Raw genomic sequence first — 14,001 nt, 5'->3', positions numbered from 1 at the left:
TGCCGTGCGGCGGGCCCGCCCGACCAGGGCCTCGCCTCGGAGCAGCCGGTCGGGTCGCGTGCGATCAGTCGGTGTGGTTCGGCCAGTGCGGATCGGTCCACCGGGCGGGCCCGGTGAGGCCGATCAGCCGCAGGCGGTGGAGCAGGTCGTCCGGGGCGCCGATGGCGCTCAGCCGGGCAGGGGCGTGGCGGGTGAGCCAGGCGGTGAGGACGGCCACCATGCCGTCCTTGTCGTCGTGCCAGGTCCACCAGGGCAACTCGTCGGCGAGCAGGTCGTCGCCCCACTCGTCGACGGCCTCCGCGAGGCGACGACCGGCCGCCGGGTGGTCCAGCGCCTCCCAGACGTCGAGCCAGGGGCTCAGTTCGCCGGACGCCTCGACGCACAGGACGAGGGTCCGGGGCGCGTACGCGGCGGGGTCGGGGGTGACGAGGGTGTGGGCCCAGAACGCGTGCAGGAACTCCCGTACAGCCGCGGCCTGTTCCGGGGGCCACACCTGCCAGTCCGCGCGGGCGAGGACAACCCCGATCTCGTCCCGGTACCGGTACGACTCGGACCGGCTGTCGACGACGGCACCCGCGAGCTGGGGCAGGACGCGGCGAAGCACGGCTCCGGGGTCGCCCCACCCGGGGATGTGCCAACTCCGCCGGAGGAGGTCGGGATCGAGCATCACCCCGGGCACCTTGAGGAGGGCGAGCTCCTCGGCGCTGCCCCAGTGACACTCGCAGTTGTGCTCGTCGGGGGGCGCGACCGCGCCGCGGAAGGCGTCGGCGAGGCCCTCCAAGGCGGCGTCGAGGCGCAGCCTCGCCCGGTGGACGTGCATGTCGGTCATGGGCGTTCGCCTTCGGGGACTCCGCCGGCCTGCGCCTGGCGAAGATCGCCACGCTACCAGCCGGCAAGCGGCCCTCTCCCGGCGGGCTCACCATCTCCCGGCCTGGGAGCGGACCTTGGGCAGGGCCCACGGTTCCACCGCGCCCGTGACCAGGTCGGCCAGGAACTGGACGGCTCCGCCGGTGTAGTGCCACCAGACGGAACTCCGGGAGGCGACCGTGACCGTCCATTCCTCCGGCCCGGCCGGGTCGGTGGTCCACAGGAAGAGGTCGCCCTGATGGGAACCCGCCCACGGCAGCAAGCCGCCGGGGGCGGGGTACGGGTGGAGCGGGACGTCCAGATCGGCTTCCGCGCACCACTCGTCGACGATTTCCAGCGTCTCGCGCAGGCCCTCCACCCAGCGGCGCTCACCGCCCGGCTCCGGACCGCCCAGGCCGAGGAAGTCCCCGAGGACGAAGGACGGGTAGCGCTCACAGAGGAGCCTGAAATCCGCCGGCAGGCCTACACCCAGGTCGGCCTCCACGAGCCGCCAGTCGATGCTCCTCGGCTCCGGCAGGCGCAGCCGCGCCAGGTCAGGGACCGCCCGCTCCAGAGCGGCGAGAGCCTCGGAGGGGTCGGTCAGCTGTCGGAGCGGGGCCTGCGTGCCGGCGAGATCGTCCATGCGACCAGGATCCCAGGAGCACGACTCGCCGAGGCCGAGGGCCCGTAACACCGCTGCCGCCACCACCGGTTCGGGAACGATCGACATCCTGCCTCCGTCGATCACCGGAGCAGTGAAGGCCGTGACCGGCAACGGCTGATGCACGCGGAACACCGGTCCGCCGACGGGACGGCCTCCGGCGCGTCGTGGCGCGGGCTAGAACGAGGCCCTCACCGACTCGTCGACGCGGCCCACGGCCTCCTGTTGGAACCTCTGGTCGTAGGCCCGGCGGATCTCCTCCACCGCGGCGCCCGCCGTCCGCGCGGCGGGCAGCGGGTACAACAGCGTGACCAGGTAGGACCGTTCGTGCTCGATGACGCCGTGGCGGTCGCGGTACTGGCCCCGCCCGTCCTCGATGGTCAGGCCGTCCGGGAAGCGCGGCGTGATCTCCGAGTCGACGAAGGCCTGGAACTCCTGCTCCGTGACGGCGGGACCGCCGTCGGGGCGCTCGGTGCCGAAGAACAGCTCGGTGCGGGTGTACGGATCGTGCGGTGCGACCGGCGCACCGGCCGCGCCGGCGACGGGGGCGAGGGTCGCACCCGTCACCAGCAGGGCGGCACCGGCGACCACGCCGGCCCAGGTGTTGGTCTTCATGCCGTGGTCAACGCCCGGCCGGGAGGCGCGTTGCGCCGGTTCAGCCGTACGAGCGGTGACCGGCCGCCGGGACGGGCCCGTTCGCGCGAAGCCGCCCACCTGCATGCTGGACGGCACGGCAACGGGATCAGCTCCGGGCCACCCGCAGCGCCCAGAGCACCAGCGGCACCTGCAGCGGGAGCCGGGCGACGGCGGCGGTGCGCAGCGGCGCCGGGCGGGTGCGCCAGTCGCGGGCCATCTGCACGTTGGCGGGGAGCACCGCGACGAACAGCCCGGCGGCGGCCAGTGCACCGGCGCGGCGGGTGCGCGGGTACGCAACGGCGGCGCCGACGGCGAGCTCTGCCAGGCCGCTCAGGTGGGTCCAGGTCCGGGGGCTGCCGGGCAGGGCACGCGGGACGATCGCGTCGAACGGGCGCGGGGCGGCGAAGTGCGCCACCCCGGCGCCCAGCAGCAGTCCGCTCAACAGGCGGGCGGATCGGGCGGATCTGTCGGCGGGCATGCTGCTCCTCGGGGTGCTCGTCGGCGGGCCCCGGGCGGGGAAGGCCTCCCGGGGCTACCGGAGAGTAACCCCGACGGGGCTGCGGGCGGAACTCCCTGTCGAGGCCCGCCCGGCCTCACGTGAACGACAGCAGCATGACCGGCGCGCCGCTCGGGTGCGCGGACCCGCCCGCCGGTTCGACCGTCACTCCGACGCCCGTCGCCCCGCCCAGCGGCCCGGACAGCACCAGCGAACCGTCGCCGCCCGGCAGCAGCCCCGCGGGGCGCATCGTCCCGGCGTCGTCGAACCACAGCTCGTACGTCCTGCCCGCGGCCGGGGCGGGCATGCCGGTGGCGAGGAAGGCCGCCTGGCCGCGACCGTGCGACCACACGACGGTGCCCACGCCCGCCCCGCCGGCCACCGTCCCACTGGCTGTACGGGCATCGGGTGCCGCGAGGAGGTCCGCGAACCGGTTCTGCTGCTGCTGGACGGCGGCGGCCCGCGCCCGTGCCTGGTCTGCCTCCCGGTGCTGCTGGACGGCCAGACCGCCGGCCCCGGCCGCGACGGCCAGGCACGCGGCGAGCGCCAGCTTCGGCCAGGCGCGGCGCAGCCGGCCCGGCCCGGGGCCCGCCGGCTGGACGGGGGCGGTCCGCGGGGCCTCCTGCCGGATGGCGGGCAGCGCGGCCATCACCCGCGCCTTCATGGCCCCCGGCGGCACCACGGACTCCGCCGCCCCGAGCCTGGCCAGGGTCGCGGCGAACTCGGCCACCTCCTGGGCGCAGGCCGGGCAGTCGGCCAGGTGCCGCTCGAACGCCGAGCTCTCGGCCGGGTCCAGCGCGTGCGCGGCGTACGCGCCCGTCAGCGTGTGCAGGTCGGCGACGCTCATGCGCCCACCTCGCTTCGCTCGGCAGCCGCTTCGCGCAACGCGCACCATCCAACGATTCGCTCGCTCCGCTCACTCATGCGCCCACCTCACTCCGCCCGGCAGCCGCTTCGCGCAACGCGCACCATCCAACGATTCGCTCGCTCCGCTCACTCATGCGCCCACCTCGCTTCGCCCGGCAGCCGCTTCGCGCAACGCGCACCATCCAACGATTCGCTCGCTCATGCGCCCACCCCCAGGCAGTCGCGCAGGCGGATGAGCCCGTCGCGCACGCGGGTCTTGATCGTGCCCAGCGGCACGCCGAGCACCTCGGCGACCTGCGGGTAAGTGAAGCCGCGGTAGTACGCCAGCGTCAACGACTCGCGCTGCAGTTCGGTCAGCACGCGCATGCACCGTCGCACCTGCTCGCGTTCCAGCCGGCCCTCGACCTGCTCCGCGACCTCGTCGAACACCGGGGCGTGGGCGGCGGCCGCGGCCCGCCGGTCGCGGTCGGCGGCGGCCTGCGCGGCGCGGACCCGGTCCACCGCGCGGCGGTGCGCGATGGTCAGCACCCACGGCATCACCGCGCCGCGTTCGGCCCGGTAGCGGGCGGCGGTGCGCCACACCTCGAACAGCACCTCCTGGGCGACCTCCTCGGACTGCGCCGGGTCCCGCAGGACGCGGCGCACCAGGCCCAGCACCGGCCCGGCCACCGCGTCGTACAGGTGCGAGAACGCGTCCTGGTCCCCGCGCGCGACCCGCGCGACCAGCTCCCCGAGGTCCGGTCCTGGCCGTCCCGGCCCGGACAGGTGCACGACGGCGCTCATCCGGCCGCGCCCCGGTGACGGCGGGCGGGCGGCGAGCCCAACGGGCGGACGGCAGGCATGGTGGACCTCCCAGGGGCCCCGCCGGAGACGGGCCCGGCAGGGCGGAGCGGAACGGACTGGCACCCGTCCTTCGAGGCTGGCACGCGACCGGATTGGCCCGCATCCGAGGGCGCCGCCGCCTGTGCGGGGTTGTACGGAATTCGTGACTCCACACGCCGCTTCGGCCAGCCTTGAGGCGGAACACCACGGGCGCGGCCGGGCCCGGCCGAGGCGACCCGTCGCACGCACCAAGTCCTGGGGCCCGCCCGTGGGTTCCCGATACGAGAAGCACGGACCGACCACCTCCCATGCCGAAGGAGCCCCTGTGAAACTCCGTCTCACCGCGTCGGCCGGGGTGCTGGCGCTCACCGCGACCGTCACCCTGTTCGCCGCCGGCACCGCCTCGGCCGACAACGGCGGCTGCCGGGCCCCGTACTACGCGGACGGCGTGCTGACCCAGTCCTGCATCAGCTCGGAGGGCGGACGCAACATCCGGGCCGCCGCCTACACCATGGACCAGGTGCACAACACCATCGACCTGTGCGTCAAGATCGTCGACGGCGCCGGGAACCAGTACGGCGGCACGGCGTGCAGCCGGCAGGACGCCTACTACGGCTCGGTGAACGGCTACCTGACCACGGTGCCTCCGGGCAGGTACTACGCCGTGGCGTGGTTCACCGCTCCCGGTTACTACTACGCCGGCGAGTCCCCCGCGATCGACGTCTCCTGAGCAACGGGACGTCCCCCGAGCACGGGCACCGGCATCCACGGGGGTGACGTCGGCGCCCGCCCGGCCCGCCCTGCGCCGCTGCCCGGCGCGGGGCGGGCCTGTGTTCATCCGTTCGGGTGATCGATGGGCCACGGCGTGTGATGCGTACGCGTCGGGGAAGGGACGGGAACGTCCCAACGTGCCCGCCCTGGGCGGGACTTCCGATGATGACCTGATGGAGACGAACCCATGACCGACAGCCAGACCGTCACGTCCTCAGCCATCCGAGGCGGGAGCCCGGACTCGGCAGTCGACCGCGTCGCCGACTTCTACGGCGCCTACATCGACGCCGTGTCCGACGGCACGGACGACCTGTCCGACGAACTCCGCGCCCACTACCTCACCGAGGACTTCCGCCGGCGCCTGGCCGCCTGGGAGGAGGCCAACCACGCCGACGGCGTCCTGCGCGCCCAGGACGTCCCCACCCGCTGGGAGGTCCGCTACCACGACTCCGGCGCCGGCCACCTGTTCACGACCGTCACCCTCACCTGGGGCACCGGCCCGGACGCCGGCCACACCCGGCTGGCCGTGCAGAGCGACCTGAGCACCAAGCTGATCTCGGACATCGAGGACGGACCGGCGGGTTCCTGAACGACACCCCCGGGCAGTCCTGGTCTCCGGGCCAGGGCCGGCCGGGTGTGCGGCACGCGTCCGGCCCGTAAGCGGCCAGCTCACGGGCCGGACTTCGGTCACGTGGTGTGGGGGCCCCGGGCCGGGCCCGGGGTGTCGACGGACTCCCGCGCGTCCGGGCGGCGCCCTGCCGCGTCCCCCACGGATATGCGCGGAAGGGCGTACGGATGCTCGTCCCGCAGGTAGCCGATGAGGTGCTCGCGCAGGGCGCAGCGGAGCGCGAACGCGTCGTCGGCGTCGGCCGCCGTCGCCAGCGCGCGGACGACGATCGTGGTGGGGGTGGTGTCGACCACCTGCAGGGCGCTGCCCTGGCCGTCCCACAGGTCGCTCTTGGCCAGGAAGTCGTCGAACTCCTGCCGCAGCAGCCCCACCGGGGTGTGGTGGTCGAGGTGGAGCAGCGCCGTGCCGGTGATCCGGCTGGAGCGGCGGGACCAGTTCTCGAACGGGCGGCCGACGAAGTAGGACATCGGCATCACCAGCCGTCGCTGGTCCCAGGTCTCGATCACCACGGCCGTCAGCGTGATCTCCTCCACCTTCCCCCACTCCCCGGCCACCACGACGACGCCCCCGATGCGCGCCAGGTCGCCGAAGGCCATCTGCACCCCGGCGAAGACGTTGGCGAGCGTGCTCTGCGCCGCCACGCCCGCCGCCACGCCGACCAGGCCGGCGGAGGCCAGCAGGCTCGTGCCGACGCCGCGGACCTCCGGGAAGGTCATCAGGACGGCACCCAGCGTCGCGACGGCGACGATCGCCTGGCAGATCCGGCCGAGCAGGCCGACCTGGGTCCGGGCGCGCCCGGCCCACACCGGGTCGCGCCGGTGGACGGCGATCCTGAGGGCGCCCTCGGCGACGAGCGCGACGAGGCGGCCGCACAGCCATCCGCCGGAGGCGATCGCGAGGATCACCGCCAGGTGCCGCAGCCCGGCGCGGGCGGCGGGCGGCGCGGCGATCCACGGCTGCGCGGCGGCGAGCACGAGGGACGCCGTCAGTGCCAGGACCGGCCGGCGGCAGCGGCGCACCAGGAGCGGCACGCCGGCCGGGCCCCCGGGGAGCGCCAGCCGCCGCGCCGCCGCCTGCGCCACCCGGTCGAGGCCGTAGGTGACGACGGCGGCGGCGATGCCGACGACGGCGAGGCGGAGCAGGCTCCACCACATGTGCCGGTCTCCTTTCCGCGGCGACGGGGTTCGAGCGGGCCGAACGGCTGGTTCAGTCGGGCGGCTCGGGCGGTTCCGGGTGGCCCGGCTGCGGCCCGGCCGGTTCGGGCGGGGGCCACAGGGGGTCCGGATCCGGGAGCGGGTCGGGCGGGGGCTCGGGCGTGCCCGGCGACGGCGGAGGGTCGGGCACCAGGGGCGGGCCGGGCGGCCGGGTCGGATCCGGCGGCGCCAGGGGCTCCGGCGGGAGCGGCGGCGGTGGCGGGAGGCCGGGCTCGGCGGGGGTGAAGGCCATGGGTGACGTCTCCTCTCCAGCGGGGGACCGATCGATTCGGTGCGGTCAGGCGGCCAGCAGGTCCTTCAGCTCCCGGTCCCAGTCGATCCGGGTGTGTTCGAGCCCGGGCGGCACTATCCGGGCGGTGGCGGCCAGGAACCGGGCGACGGCGTCGGCGGAGGCGGCGAGCAGGGCGACGCCCTCGTCGTCGGCGAGCGCGATCAGCACGTAGGCGTCGTCGAACGGGGCCACGTGGACGTCGCCCTCCCCCGCGGGCCCGTGGAGGCCGGCGACGAGCAGGTCGCGCGAGAGCGTCCACGTGGCGTCCGGCTGGAAGTCCGCGAAGTCCAGCGCCACCGCGTGCGGTTCGTCGGACCGGTAGGACCAGCCGACCTCCAGGAGCCGGCTGCGTTCGTCGCCGGTCATCAGTCGCATGGTGATCCGGGCGGCAAGACGTTCCATGGGCGTTTCCCCTTTCCCGGGTTCCTCGGGCCGGGACGACCGCCGGCTGTCCCGGCCCGTGTGTGTGGTGTCCGGCGGTCCGGCGCGTCCGCCGTGACCGCTCGGCTGCCCCGGTTGCCGCGGTTCATGCCACCGGATCGGAGAACCGCCCGGGACACCCGAAGATCCGCCGCCGAGAATCCGCCGCCGAAGATCCGCTGTCGAGGATCCGCAGTCCCCGGCCGTTCACGCGATCCTCACACCGGCCACCGGCATGGATCCGGACTCGGCGGGTACCCGGGGACGGACCGTACGCCGAGGGGAAAGGACCGACATGGCCACGACCAGTGACGAACTCCTCCACCGCGCGACAGGCCGGGCTCCGGACGAGGCCCCGGCGGTCGGGGCGCCCAGAGACCCTCGCGCCGCCACCCCCGCGCTGGACTCCCCCGCAGTGGACTCCCCCGCACTGGACTCTCGCGGACTCGACGGCATCCCCGGGCTGGACGGCATCGACGACCCCCGGCACGTCGCGCCCGCCGACGCGCGCGAGCTGACGCGGGTGCTGCTGGTCCGGCTGGCGGCGCTGGAGGAGGGCACCCGCGAGTACTCCTACGTGCGCACCACGCTGATCGAGCTCAACCTGTCGCTGGTCCGGTTCGCGATCCGCCGCGTGGGCAACCACCAGGAGCCCGTCGAAGACCTCGTACAGGTCGGCTCGGTCGGCCTGATCAAGGCGATCGACCGCTTCGACCCGGACCACGGCGCGGAGTTCACCACCTTCGCCCTGCCGACCATCCTCGGCGAGATCCGCCGCCACTTCCGCGACGCCACCTGGGCCGTCCACGTGCCGCGCCGCCTCCAGGAGCTGCGCATCACCCTCGCGAAGTCCCGCGACGAGCTGTTCCAGCGCCTGGGCCGGGCGCCGACGGTGCCCGAGATCGCCGCACACCTCGACCTGTCGGAGGAGGAGGTGATCGAGGGTCTCGCCGCCGCCAACGGCCACACCGCGGGCTCTCTCGACGCCCCCGCCACCGAGGGGCGGCAGGAGCCGAACCCGCTCACCCAGCGCCTCGGCGAGGAGGATCCGCGGTTCGCCACCGTCGAGGACCTGATCGTCCTCAAGCCCCTCATCGCCGCCCTGCCGGAGCGCGACCGGCTCATCCTGTCGATGCGCTTCGGCGAGGACCTCACCCAGTCCCAGATCGGCGCCCGCCTCGGACTGTCCCAGATGCACGTCTCCCGGCTCCTCAACCGCCTGTTGAGGAAGCTCCACGCGGACCTCACCGCCACGTAAGCCGGCCCCGCACTCCCGCACTCCCGCGACGCCGCGCACGCCACCCACGGCCTTGGCCGCACCCGGGTGGCGTGCGTACGCTCGTGGAGCACACCCGTGGAGGGGAAGCACGACGATGCCCGCAGAGCAGACGATGCCAGCAGAGAACGAGCCCGCGACCGTGCCGACCACCGCGTTCCCCGACCCCTTCCAGGCAGGCTCCCGTCCCCGGCCCGACCTGGTCGTGCACACCCGGCACACCGACACCCGGGCGGCCGTCTGCGCGCTGGCGGGCGACCTCGACATCGAGGGCCTGGAGCCCGCCAGGAACGCGCTCCACGACCTGGTGGCCCGGCGCCCGCCGCTGCTCGTCGTCGACCTCGGGCTCGTCGACTTCTGCGACTCCTCCGGCCTGAACCTGCTGTTGCGGACCCGCGTGGCGGCGATCGCCGCGGACGTCGGGTTCCGCCTCGCGGCACCGTCCGCCACCGTGCTGCGGCTGCTCGAACTGACCTGCGCCGACAGCGTCTTCTCGCTCCACCCGTCCGTGGACGCGGCGCTCGCCGCACCGCTCTGACCGGCGGCGCGAATCCCGCCCCGAGCCCGGCGCGGTCGAATCCGGTCGACGGCGCGCATGATCCGCCCACGGCCGGGAATCCGAGCAGACGAAGCACGACAAGCACGACCAAATACAACGAAGCGCACCCAAGTACGACCAAGCACGACGAATCGCGACCAAGCGCACCGAAAAAGACGAAACGGACCACGACGCCGAAGCCGAAGGGGACCCCGCACATGACGACCAGCCGGGCAACCCTCGACGACGACCGGCCGGGCACCGGCCCCACGCTGCCGCCCGGCGGACAGCGCCGCCGCCTGCACCTGGCCGGGCAGCCGAAGCCCGTCGCCCGCGCCCGGGCGTACGCCGCGCAGGCCGTCGCCGACTGGTCGTGGCCGACGGGCGGCTCCGGCGCGGACGACATCGTCCTCCTCGTCGCCGAGCTGGTCGCCAACGCCCTGCTGCACGCCGGCGGCCCGGAGGACCTCGTCCTCGACGCCTCCCCGGCCCGTCTGCGCATCGAGGTCACCGACCGCTCGACCACCCTGCCCGAACCGCGCCTGCCCCACCGCCCGGGCGTGCCGGGCGGGCACGGCCTCTTCATCGTCCGGAACGCCGCTACCCGCTGGGGCGCCCAGCCGCACCCCGGGGGCAAGACGGTCTGGGCCGAGCTCGACGCCCGTCCGCCGCGGTGAGGTCGTAGCCGTCGCCGTGCGGCGCAACTACCGCGCGCTGAAGCACTAGTGACCCGAGCACCGCCCTGTCAAGGCGGCGGGAAGGATCCGTCAAAGTATCCGCCGCGGACGCCCCGCCCGGCGCGTCGAACGCTCCGACCCGCTAGCCTGGACCGCTTGTTCCCTCCGCGTTTCCCGCGGTCCCCGAGATCCCTCCGAGGAGCACAGCGCCGTGTCCGACAGCTTCGCGCACCTGCACGTCCACACCGAGTACTCGATGCTGGACGGGGCGGCGAAGAACGGCAAGCTGTTCGCCGAGGCGGAGAGACAGGGCATGCCCGCCATCGCGATGAGCGACCACGGCAACATGTTCGGCGCGTACGAGTTCTTCCACGCCGCCGCGAAGACCGGGGTGAAGCCGATCATCGGCATCGAGGCGTACGTCGCCCCGGCCTCGCGCTTCCACAAGAAGCAGGTCTTCTGGGCGCCGGGCGGCCAGCGCCCCTCCGGCGCCGACGGCGAGGGCGGCAAGGACGTCTCCGGCGGCGGCCGCTACACCCACATGACCATGTGGGCGCAGAACGCGACCGGCCTGCGGAACCTCTTCAAGCTCTCCTCGCTCGCGTCGATGGAGGGCTACTACATGAAGCCCCGCATGGACCGCGAGCTGATCGCCGCCAACGCGGGCGGCATCATCGCCACCACCGGCTGCCCCTCCGGCGAGGTGCAGACCCGGCTGCGCCTCGGCCAGTACGACGAGGCGGTCAAGGCGGCCGGCGCCTACCAGGACATCTTCGGCAAGGAGAACTACTTCCTGGAGCTGATGGACCACGGCCTCGACATCGAGAAGGACGTCCGCGAGGACCTCCTGCGCCTGGCCAAGCAGCTGAACATCCCGCTGCTCGCCACCAACGACTCGCACTACGTGACCGCCGACCAGGCCGACGCCCACGACAGCCTGCTCTGCGTCGGCGTGGGCAAGAACAAGGACGACCCGAACCGGTTCAAGTTCCAGGGCACCGGCTACTACGTCAAGACCGCCGAGGAGATGCGCGAGCTCTTCCGCGAACTGCCGGAGGCCTGCGACAACACCCTCGCGATCGCCGAGCGCGTCGAGTCGTACGAGGAGGTCTTCACCTACGTCGACCGGATGCCCCAGTTCGACGTGCCCGAGGGCGAGACCCAGGCCTCCTACCTGCGCAAGAAGATCGAGATCGGGCTGCAGCACCGGTACGGCGACAGCCCCAGCCAGGAGGTGCTGGACCGCATCGAGCTGGAGATGGGCGTGATCACCCCGATGGGGTTCGACGCCTACTTCCTCGTGGTCGCCGACATCTGCCAGTACGGCCGGGACAACGGCATCCCGGTCGGCCCCGGCCGAGGCTCGGCGGCCGGCTCGATGGTCGCCTACCTGACCGGCATCACCCAGCTCGACCCGCTGGAGCACGACCTCCTCTTCGAGCGCTTCCTCAACCCCGAGCGCATCAACCCCCCGGACGTCGACATCGACTTCGACGACCGCCAGCGCGACCAGATGGTGCGCTACGTCACCGAGAAGTACGGCGCCGCCTACACGGCCCAGGTGAACACCTTCGGCACGATCAAGGCCAAGGCGGCCGTGAAGGACGCCAACCGCATCCTCGGCTACCCGTTCTCCATGGGCGACCGGATCACCAAGGCGATGCCGCCGGACGTCATGGGCAAGGGCGTGCCGCTGGCCGACCTGTTCGACGAGAAGCACGCCCGGTACAACGAGGGCACCGAGATCCGGGCGCTGTACCAGAACGAGCCGGACGTCAAGAAGATCATCGACACCGGCCGGGGCATCGAGGGCCTCATCCGCGGCACCGGCGTGCACGCCGCGGCCGTCATCCTCTCCTCGACCCCGCTGCTCGACCTGATCCCGCTGCACATGCGGGACAAGGACGGCGTGATCATCACCGGCTTCGACTACCCGTCGTGCGAAGCCATGGGCCTGATCAAGATGGACTTCCTGGGTCTGCGGAACCTGGGCATCATCGACCACTGCATCAAGATCGTGAAGGCCAACCGGGGCATCGACGTCGACATCGAGAAGATCCCGATCGACGACCCCACCACCTACCAGCTGCTGGCCCGCGGCGACACCCTGGGCGTGTTCCAGCTCGACGGCGGCCCCATGCGCGCCCTGCTCAAGCTGATGAAGCCCACCGAGTTCGCCGACATCTCCGCCGTGTCCGCGCTCTACCGGCCCGGCCCGATGGGCATGAACTCGCACACCAACTACGCGCTGCGCAAGAACGCCCAGCAGGAGATCATCCCGATCCACCCCGAGCTGGAGGAACCGCTCAAGGACGTCCTCGGCCCCACCTACGGCCTGATCGTCTACCAGGAGCAGGTCCAGCGAGCCGCCCAGGTGCTGGCCGGCTACTCGCTCGGACAGGCAGACCTGCTGCGCCGCGCGATGGGCAAGAAGAAGAAGGAGGTGCTGGAGAAGGAGTTCGTGCCCTTCCACGCGGGCTGCAAGGAGCGCGGCTACTCCGACGAGGCCATCCAGGCCGTGTGGGACGTCCTGGTCCCGTTCGCCGGCTACGCGTTCAACAAATCGCACTCCGCCGCGTACGGCCTGGTCTCGTACCAGACCGCCTACCTGAAGGCCAACTACCCGGCCGAGTACATGGCCGCGCTGCTCACGTCCGTCGCCGACGACAAGGACAAGATGGCGGTCTACCTGGCCGAGTGCCGGCAGATGGGCATCAAGATCCTCTCCCCCGACGTCAACGAGTCGGTGGTCGACTTCACCGCCGTCGGCAGCGACGTCCGCTTCGGCCTCAAGGCCGTGCGCAACGTCGGCGTGCCGGTCATCGAGTCCCTGGTGCGCACCCGCGCGGAGAACGGCAAGTACACCTCGTTCCCCGACTTCCTGGACAAGGTCGAGCTGGTCGTCTGCAACAAGCGCACCGTCGACTCCCTGGTCAAGGCGGGCGCCTTCGACTCCCTCGGCCACACCCGGCTCTCGCTCAGCAGCGTCCACGAGACCGCGATCGACGCCGTCACCGGGGTGAAGAAGCAGCAGGCCATCGGCCAGGACGACCTGTTCGGCGCGATGGACACCGGCGACGGCGACGGCCCGGGCATCGGGCTGGACTTCCAGCTCACCGACCAGGAGTGGCCCCGCCGCCAACTCCTCGCCCTGGAACGCGAGATGCTCGGCCTGTACGTCTCCAGCCACCCGCTGGACGGCGCCGAGCACATCCTCTCCCAGAACCGCGACACCTCGATCGCCGAACTCCTCGGCTCCGGCCGCTCCGAGGGCGAGGTCCGCCTCTCCGGCCTGATCACCGGCGTGGACCGGCGCATCAACAAGGCGGGCAACGCCTGGGCGATCATCACCCTCGCCGACCGCGACGGCTCGGTCGAGGTGCTGTTCTTCCCGGCGACCTACAACCTCATGGCCGACCAGATGATCGAGGACAACGTGATCTCGGTCCGCGGCCGCCTCAACGAGCGCGACGGGTCGCTCAGCATCTTCGGCCAGGAGATCAGCACGCTCGACGTCTCCTCCGCCGAGCTCGGCACCAAGCCGCCGGTCCAGATCACCGTCCCGGTCTCCCGGCTCACCCCCCAGGTGGTCGCCGAGCTCAAGCTCGCCCTCCAGGCCCACCCGGGCGACGTCCCGGTCCGCCTGCTGACCACCAACTGGGACAAGAACACCCTCTACGAGCTCGGCTTCCTGGTGAACCCCGACAACGGCCTCGCCTCGGACGTCAAGACCCTCCTCGGCAACCGCGCCTGGGCGGGCGCGGCCGTGCGCGCCTGAGCCCGGTCGCCTGAGGTGGGCCCCCGGGGTGCGGCCGGGGGGGAGCGCCTATGGGCGGGGGGGGGCGGGGACACGCCGGGTGCGGGGTCAAGCGCCTGCT

General features: G+C 72.9%; 14 protein-coding genes. 6 read left to right on the top strand and 8 right to left on the bottom strand.

All coding sequences use genetic code 11. From position 1 onward, the window contains the following. Nucleotides 1–64: 64 nt before the first annotated feature. The 6 genes from ACFV4F_RS04095 to sigK form a co-directional block, all read right to left on the bottom strand. On the bottom strand, nucleotides 65–829 hold the full coding sequence (locus ACFV4F_RS04095; protein ID WP_380500347.1) for a hypothetical protein: 765 nt from the start codon (nucleotides 827–829) through the stop codon (nucleotides 65–67). Nucleotides 830–916: 87 nt separating this feature from the next. Further along, a complete protein-coding gene (locus ACFV4F_RS04090) occupies nucleotides 917–1,489 on the bottom strand; it encodes an SMI1/KNR4 family protein (protein ID WP_380500346.1) in 573 nt (190 codons plus the stop codon). Between the two features lie 195 nt (nucleotides 1,490–1,684). Beyond that, nucleotides 1,685–2,122: a DUF3574 domain-containing protein gene (locus ACFV4F_RS04085; protein ID WP_380446085.1), complete on the bottom strand. Its 438-nt coding sequence runs from the start codon at nucleotides 2,120–2,122 to the stop codon at nucleotides 1,685–1,687. A gap of 127 nt (nucleotides 2,123–2,249) precedes the next feature. Next, nucleotides 2,250–2,621 (bottom strand): hypothetical protein, encoded by a 372-nt coding sequence (locus ACFV4F_RS04080; protein WP_380500345.1) that lies wholly within the window; start codon nucleotides 2,619–2,621, stop codon nucleotides 2,250–2,252. Nucleotides 2,622–2,736: 115 nt separating this feature from the next. Then, nucleotides 2,737–3,486: an anti-sigma factor domain-containing protein gene (locus ACFV4F_RS04075; RefSeq protein WP_380500344.1), complete on the bottom strand. Its 750-nt coding sequence runs from the start codon at nucleotides 3,484–3,486 to the stop codon at nucleotides 2,737–2,739. Nucleotides 3,487–3,704: 218 nt separating this feature from the next. Next, a complete protein-coding gene (gene sigK / locus ACFV4F_RS04070; protein WP_380492162.1) occupies nucleotides 3,705–4,289 on the bottom strand; it encodes an ECF RNA polymerase sigma factor SigK in 585 nt (194 codons plus the stop codon). 364 nt (nucleotides 4,290–4,653) lie between these two features. Here sigK and ACFV4F_RS04065 point away from each other — a divergent pair, with 364 nt between their 5' ends. Both ACFV4F_RS04065 and ACFV4F_RS04060 read left to right on the top strand, forming a co-directional pair. Next, nucleotides 4,654–5,058: a hypothetical protein gene (locus tag ACFV4F_RS04065; RefSeq protein ID WP_380500343.1), complete on the top strand. Its 405-nt coding sequence runs from the start codon at nucleotides 4,654–4,656 to the stop codon at nucleotides 5,056–5,058. Between the two features lie 228 nt (nucleotides 5,059–5,286). Further along, on the top strand, nucleotides 5,287–5,688 hold the full coding sequence (locus ACFV4F_RS04060) for a hypothetical protein (RefSeq protein ID WP_380500342.1): 402 nt from the start codon (nucleotides 5,287–5,289) through the stop codon (nucleotides 5,686–5,688). A 98-nt stretch (nucleotides 5,689–5,786) separates the two neighbouring features. On the opposite strand, the gene ACFV4F_RS04055 is transcribed toward ACFV4F_RS04060, so the two are convergent. Both ACFV4F_RS04055 and ACFV4F_RS04050 read right to left on the bottom strand, forming a co-directional pair. Beyond that, nucleotides 5,787–6,881, bottom strand: a complete 1,095-nt coding sequence (locus ACFV4F_RS04055; RefSeq protein ID WP_380500341.1) for a mechanosensitive ion channel family protein — start codon at nucleotides 6,879–6,881, stop codon at nucleotides 5,787–5,789. A gap of 337 nt (nucleotides 6,882–7,218) precedes the next feature. Then, a complete protein-coding gene (locus tag ACFV4F_RS04050; RefSeq protein ID WP_380500340.1) occupies nucleotides 7,219–7,614 on the bottom strand; it encodes an SsgA family sporulation/cell division regulator in 396 nt (131 codons plus the stop codon). A gap of 313 nt (nucleotides 7,615–7,927) precedes the next feature. Between ACFV4F_RS04050 and ACFV4F_RS04045 the strand changes: the two genes are divergently transcribed. The 4 genes from ACFV4F_RS04045 (at nucleotide 7,928) to dnaE (ending at nucleotide 13,901) form a co-directional block, all read left to right on the top strand. Beyond that, nucleotides 7,928–8,890, top strand: coding sequence for a SigB/SigF/SigG family RNA polymerase sigma factor (locus ACFV4F_RS04045; RefSeq protein ID WP_380500339.1), 963 nt, complete (start codon nucleotides 7,928–7,930; stop codon nucleotides 8,888–8,890). Nucleotides 8,891–9,005: 115 nt separating this feature from the next. Continuing rightward, a complete protein-coding gene (locus tag ACFV4F_RS04040) occupies nucleotides 9,006–9,446 on the top strand; it encodes an STAS domain-containing protein (RefSeq protein WP_380500338.1) in 441 nt (146 codons plus the stop codon). Nucleotides 9,447–9,664: 218 nt separating this feature from the next. Beyond that, nucleotides 9,665–10,123, top strand: coding sequence for an ATP-binding protein (locus ACFV4F_RS04035; RefSeq protein WP_380500337.1), 459 nt, complete (start codon nucleotides 9,665–9,667; stop codon nucleotides 10,121–10,123). A gap of 211 nt (nucleotides 10,124–10,334) precedes the next feature. Further along, nucleotides 10,335–13,901: a DNA polymerase III subunit alpha gene (gene dnaE / locus ACFV4F_RS04030; RefSeq protein WP_380499468.1), complete on the top strand. Its 3,567-nt coding sequence runs from the start codon at nucleotides 10,335–10,337 to the stop codon at nucleotides 13,899–13,901. Nucleotides 13,902–14,001 lie beyond the last annotated feature (100 nt).

Origin of the sequence: Kitasatospora sp. NPDC059722 (assembly GCF_042733235.1) — a bacterium.
Classification (GTDB): Bacteria; Actinomycetota; Actinomycetes; order Streptomycetales; family Streptomycetaceae; genus Kitasatospora.
This window is presented reverse-complemented; position numbering and strand designations above follow the sequence as displayed.

What these genes read in the sequence shown, in the direction of transcription:
- ACFV4F_RS04090 (WP_380500346.1), bottom strand. Translation starts at nt 1,489, where the DNA reads ATGGACGATCTCGCCGGCACGCAGGCCCCGCTCCGACAGCTGACCGAC.
- sigK (WP_380492162.1), bottom strand. Translation starts at nt 4,289, where the DNA reads ATGAGCGCCGTCGTGCACCTGTCCGGGCCGGGACGGCCAGGACCGGAC.
- ACFV4F_RS04060 (WP_380500342.1), top strand. Translation starts at nt 5,287, where the DNA reads ATGACCGACAGCCAGACCGTCACGTCCTCAGCCATCCGAGGCGGGAGC.
- ACFV4F_RS04095 (WP_380500347.1), bottom strand. Translation starts at nt 829, where the DNA reads ATGACCGACATGCACGTCCACCGGGCGAGGCTGCGCCTCGACGCCGCC.
- ACFV4F_RS04075 (WP_380500344.1), bottom strand. Translation starts at nt 3,486, where the DNA reads ATGAGCGTCGCCGACCTGCACACGCTGACGGGCGCGTACGCCGCGCAC.
- ACFV4F_RS04080 (WP_380500345.1), bottom strand. Translation starts at nt 2,621, where the DNA reads ATGCCCGCCGACAGATCCGCCCGATCCGCCCGCCTGTTGAGCGGACTG.
- ACFV4F_RS04055 (WP_380500341.1), bottom strand. Translation starts at nt 6,881, where the DNA reads ATGTGGTGGAGCCTGCTCCGCCTCGCCGTCGTCGGCATCGCCGCCGCC.
- ACFV4F_RS04050 (WP_380500340.1), bottom strand. Translation starts at nt 7,614, where the DNA reads ATGGAACGTCTTGCCGCCCGGATCACCATGCGACTGATGACCGGCGAC.
- ACFV4F_RS04045 (WP_380500339.1), top strand. Translation starts at nt 7,928, where the DNA reads ATGGCCACGACCAGTGACGAACTCCTCCACCGCGCGACAGGCCGGGCT.
- ACFV4F_RS04085 (WP_380446085.1), bottom strand. Translation starts at nt 2,122, where the DNA reads ATGAAGACCAACACCTGGGCCGGCGTGGTCGCCGGTGCCGCCCTGCTG.
- ACFV4F_RS04035 (WP_380500337.1), top strand. Translation starts at nt 9,665, where the DNA reads ATGACGACCAGCCGGGCAACCCTCGACGACGACCGGCCGGGCACCGGC.
- ACFV4F_RS04040 (WP_380500338.1), top strand. Translation starts at nt 9,006, where the DNA reads ATGCCCGCAGAGCAGACGATGCCAGCAGAGAACGAGCCCGCGACCGTG.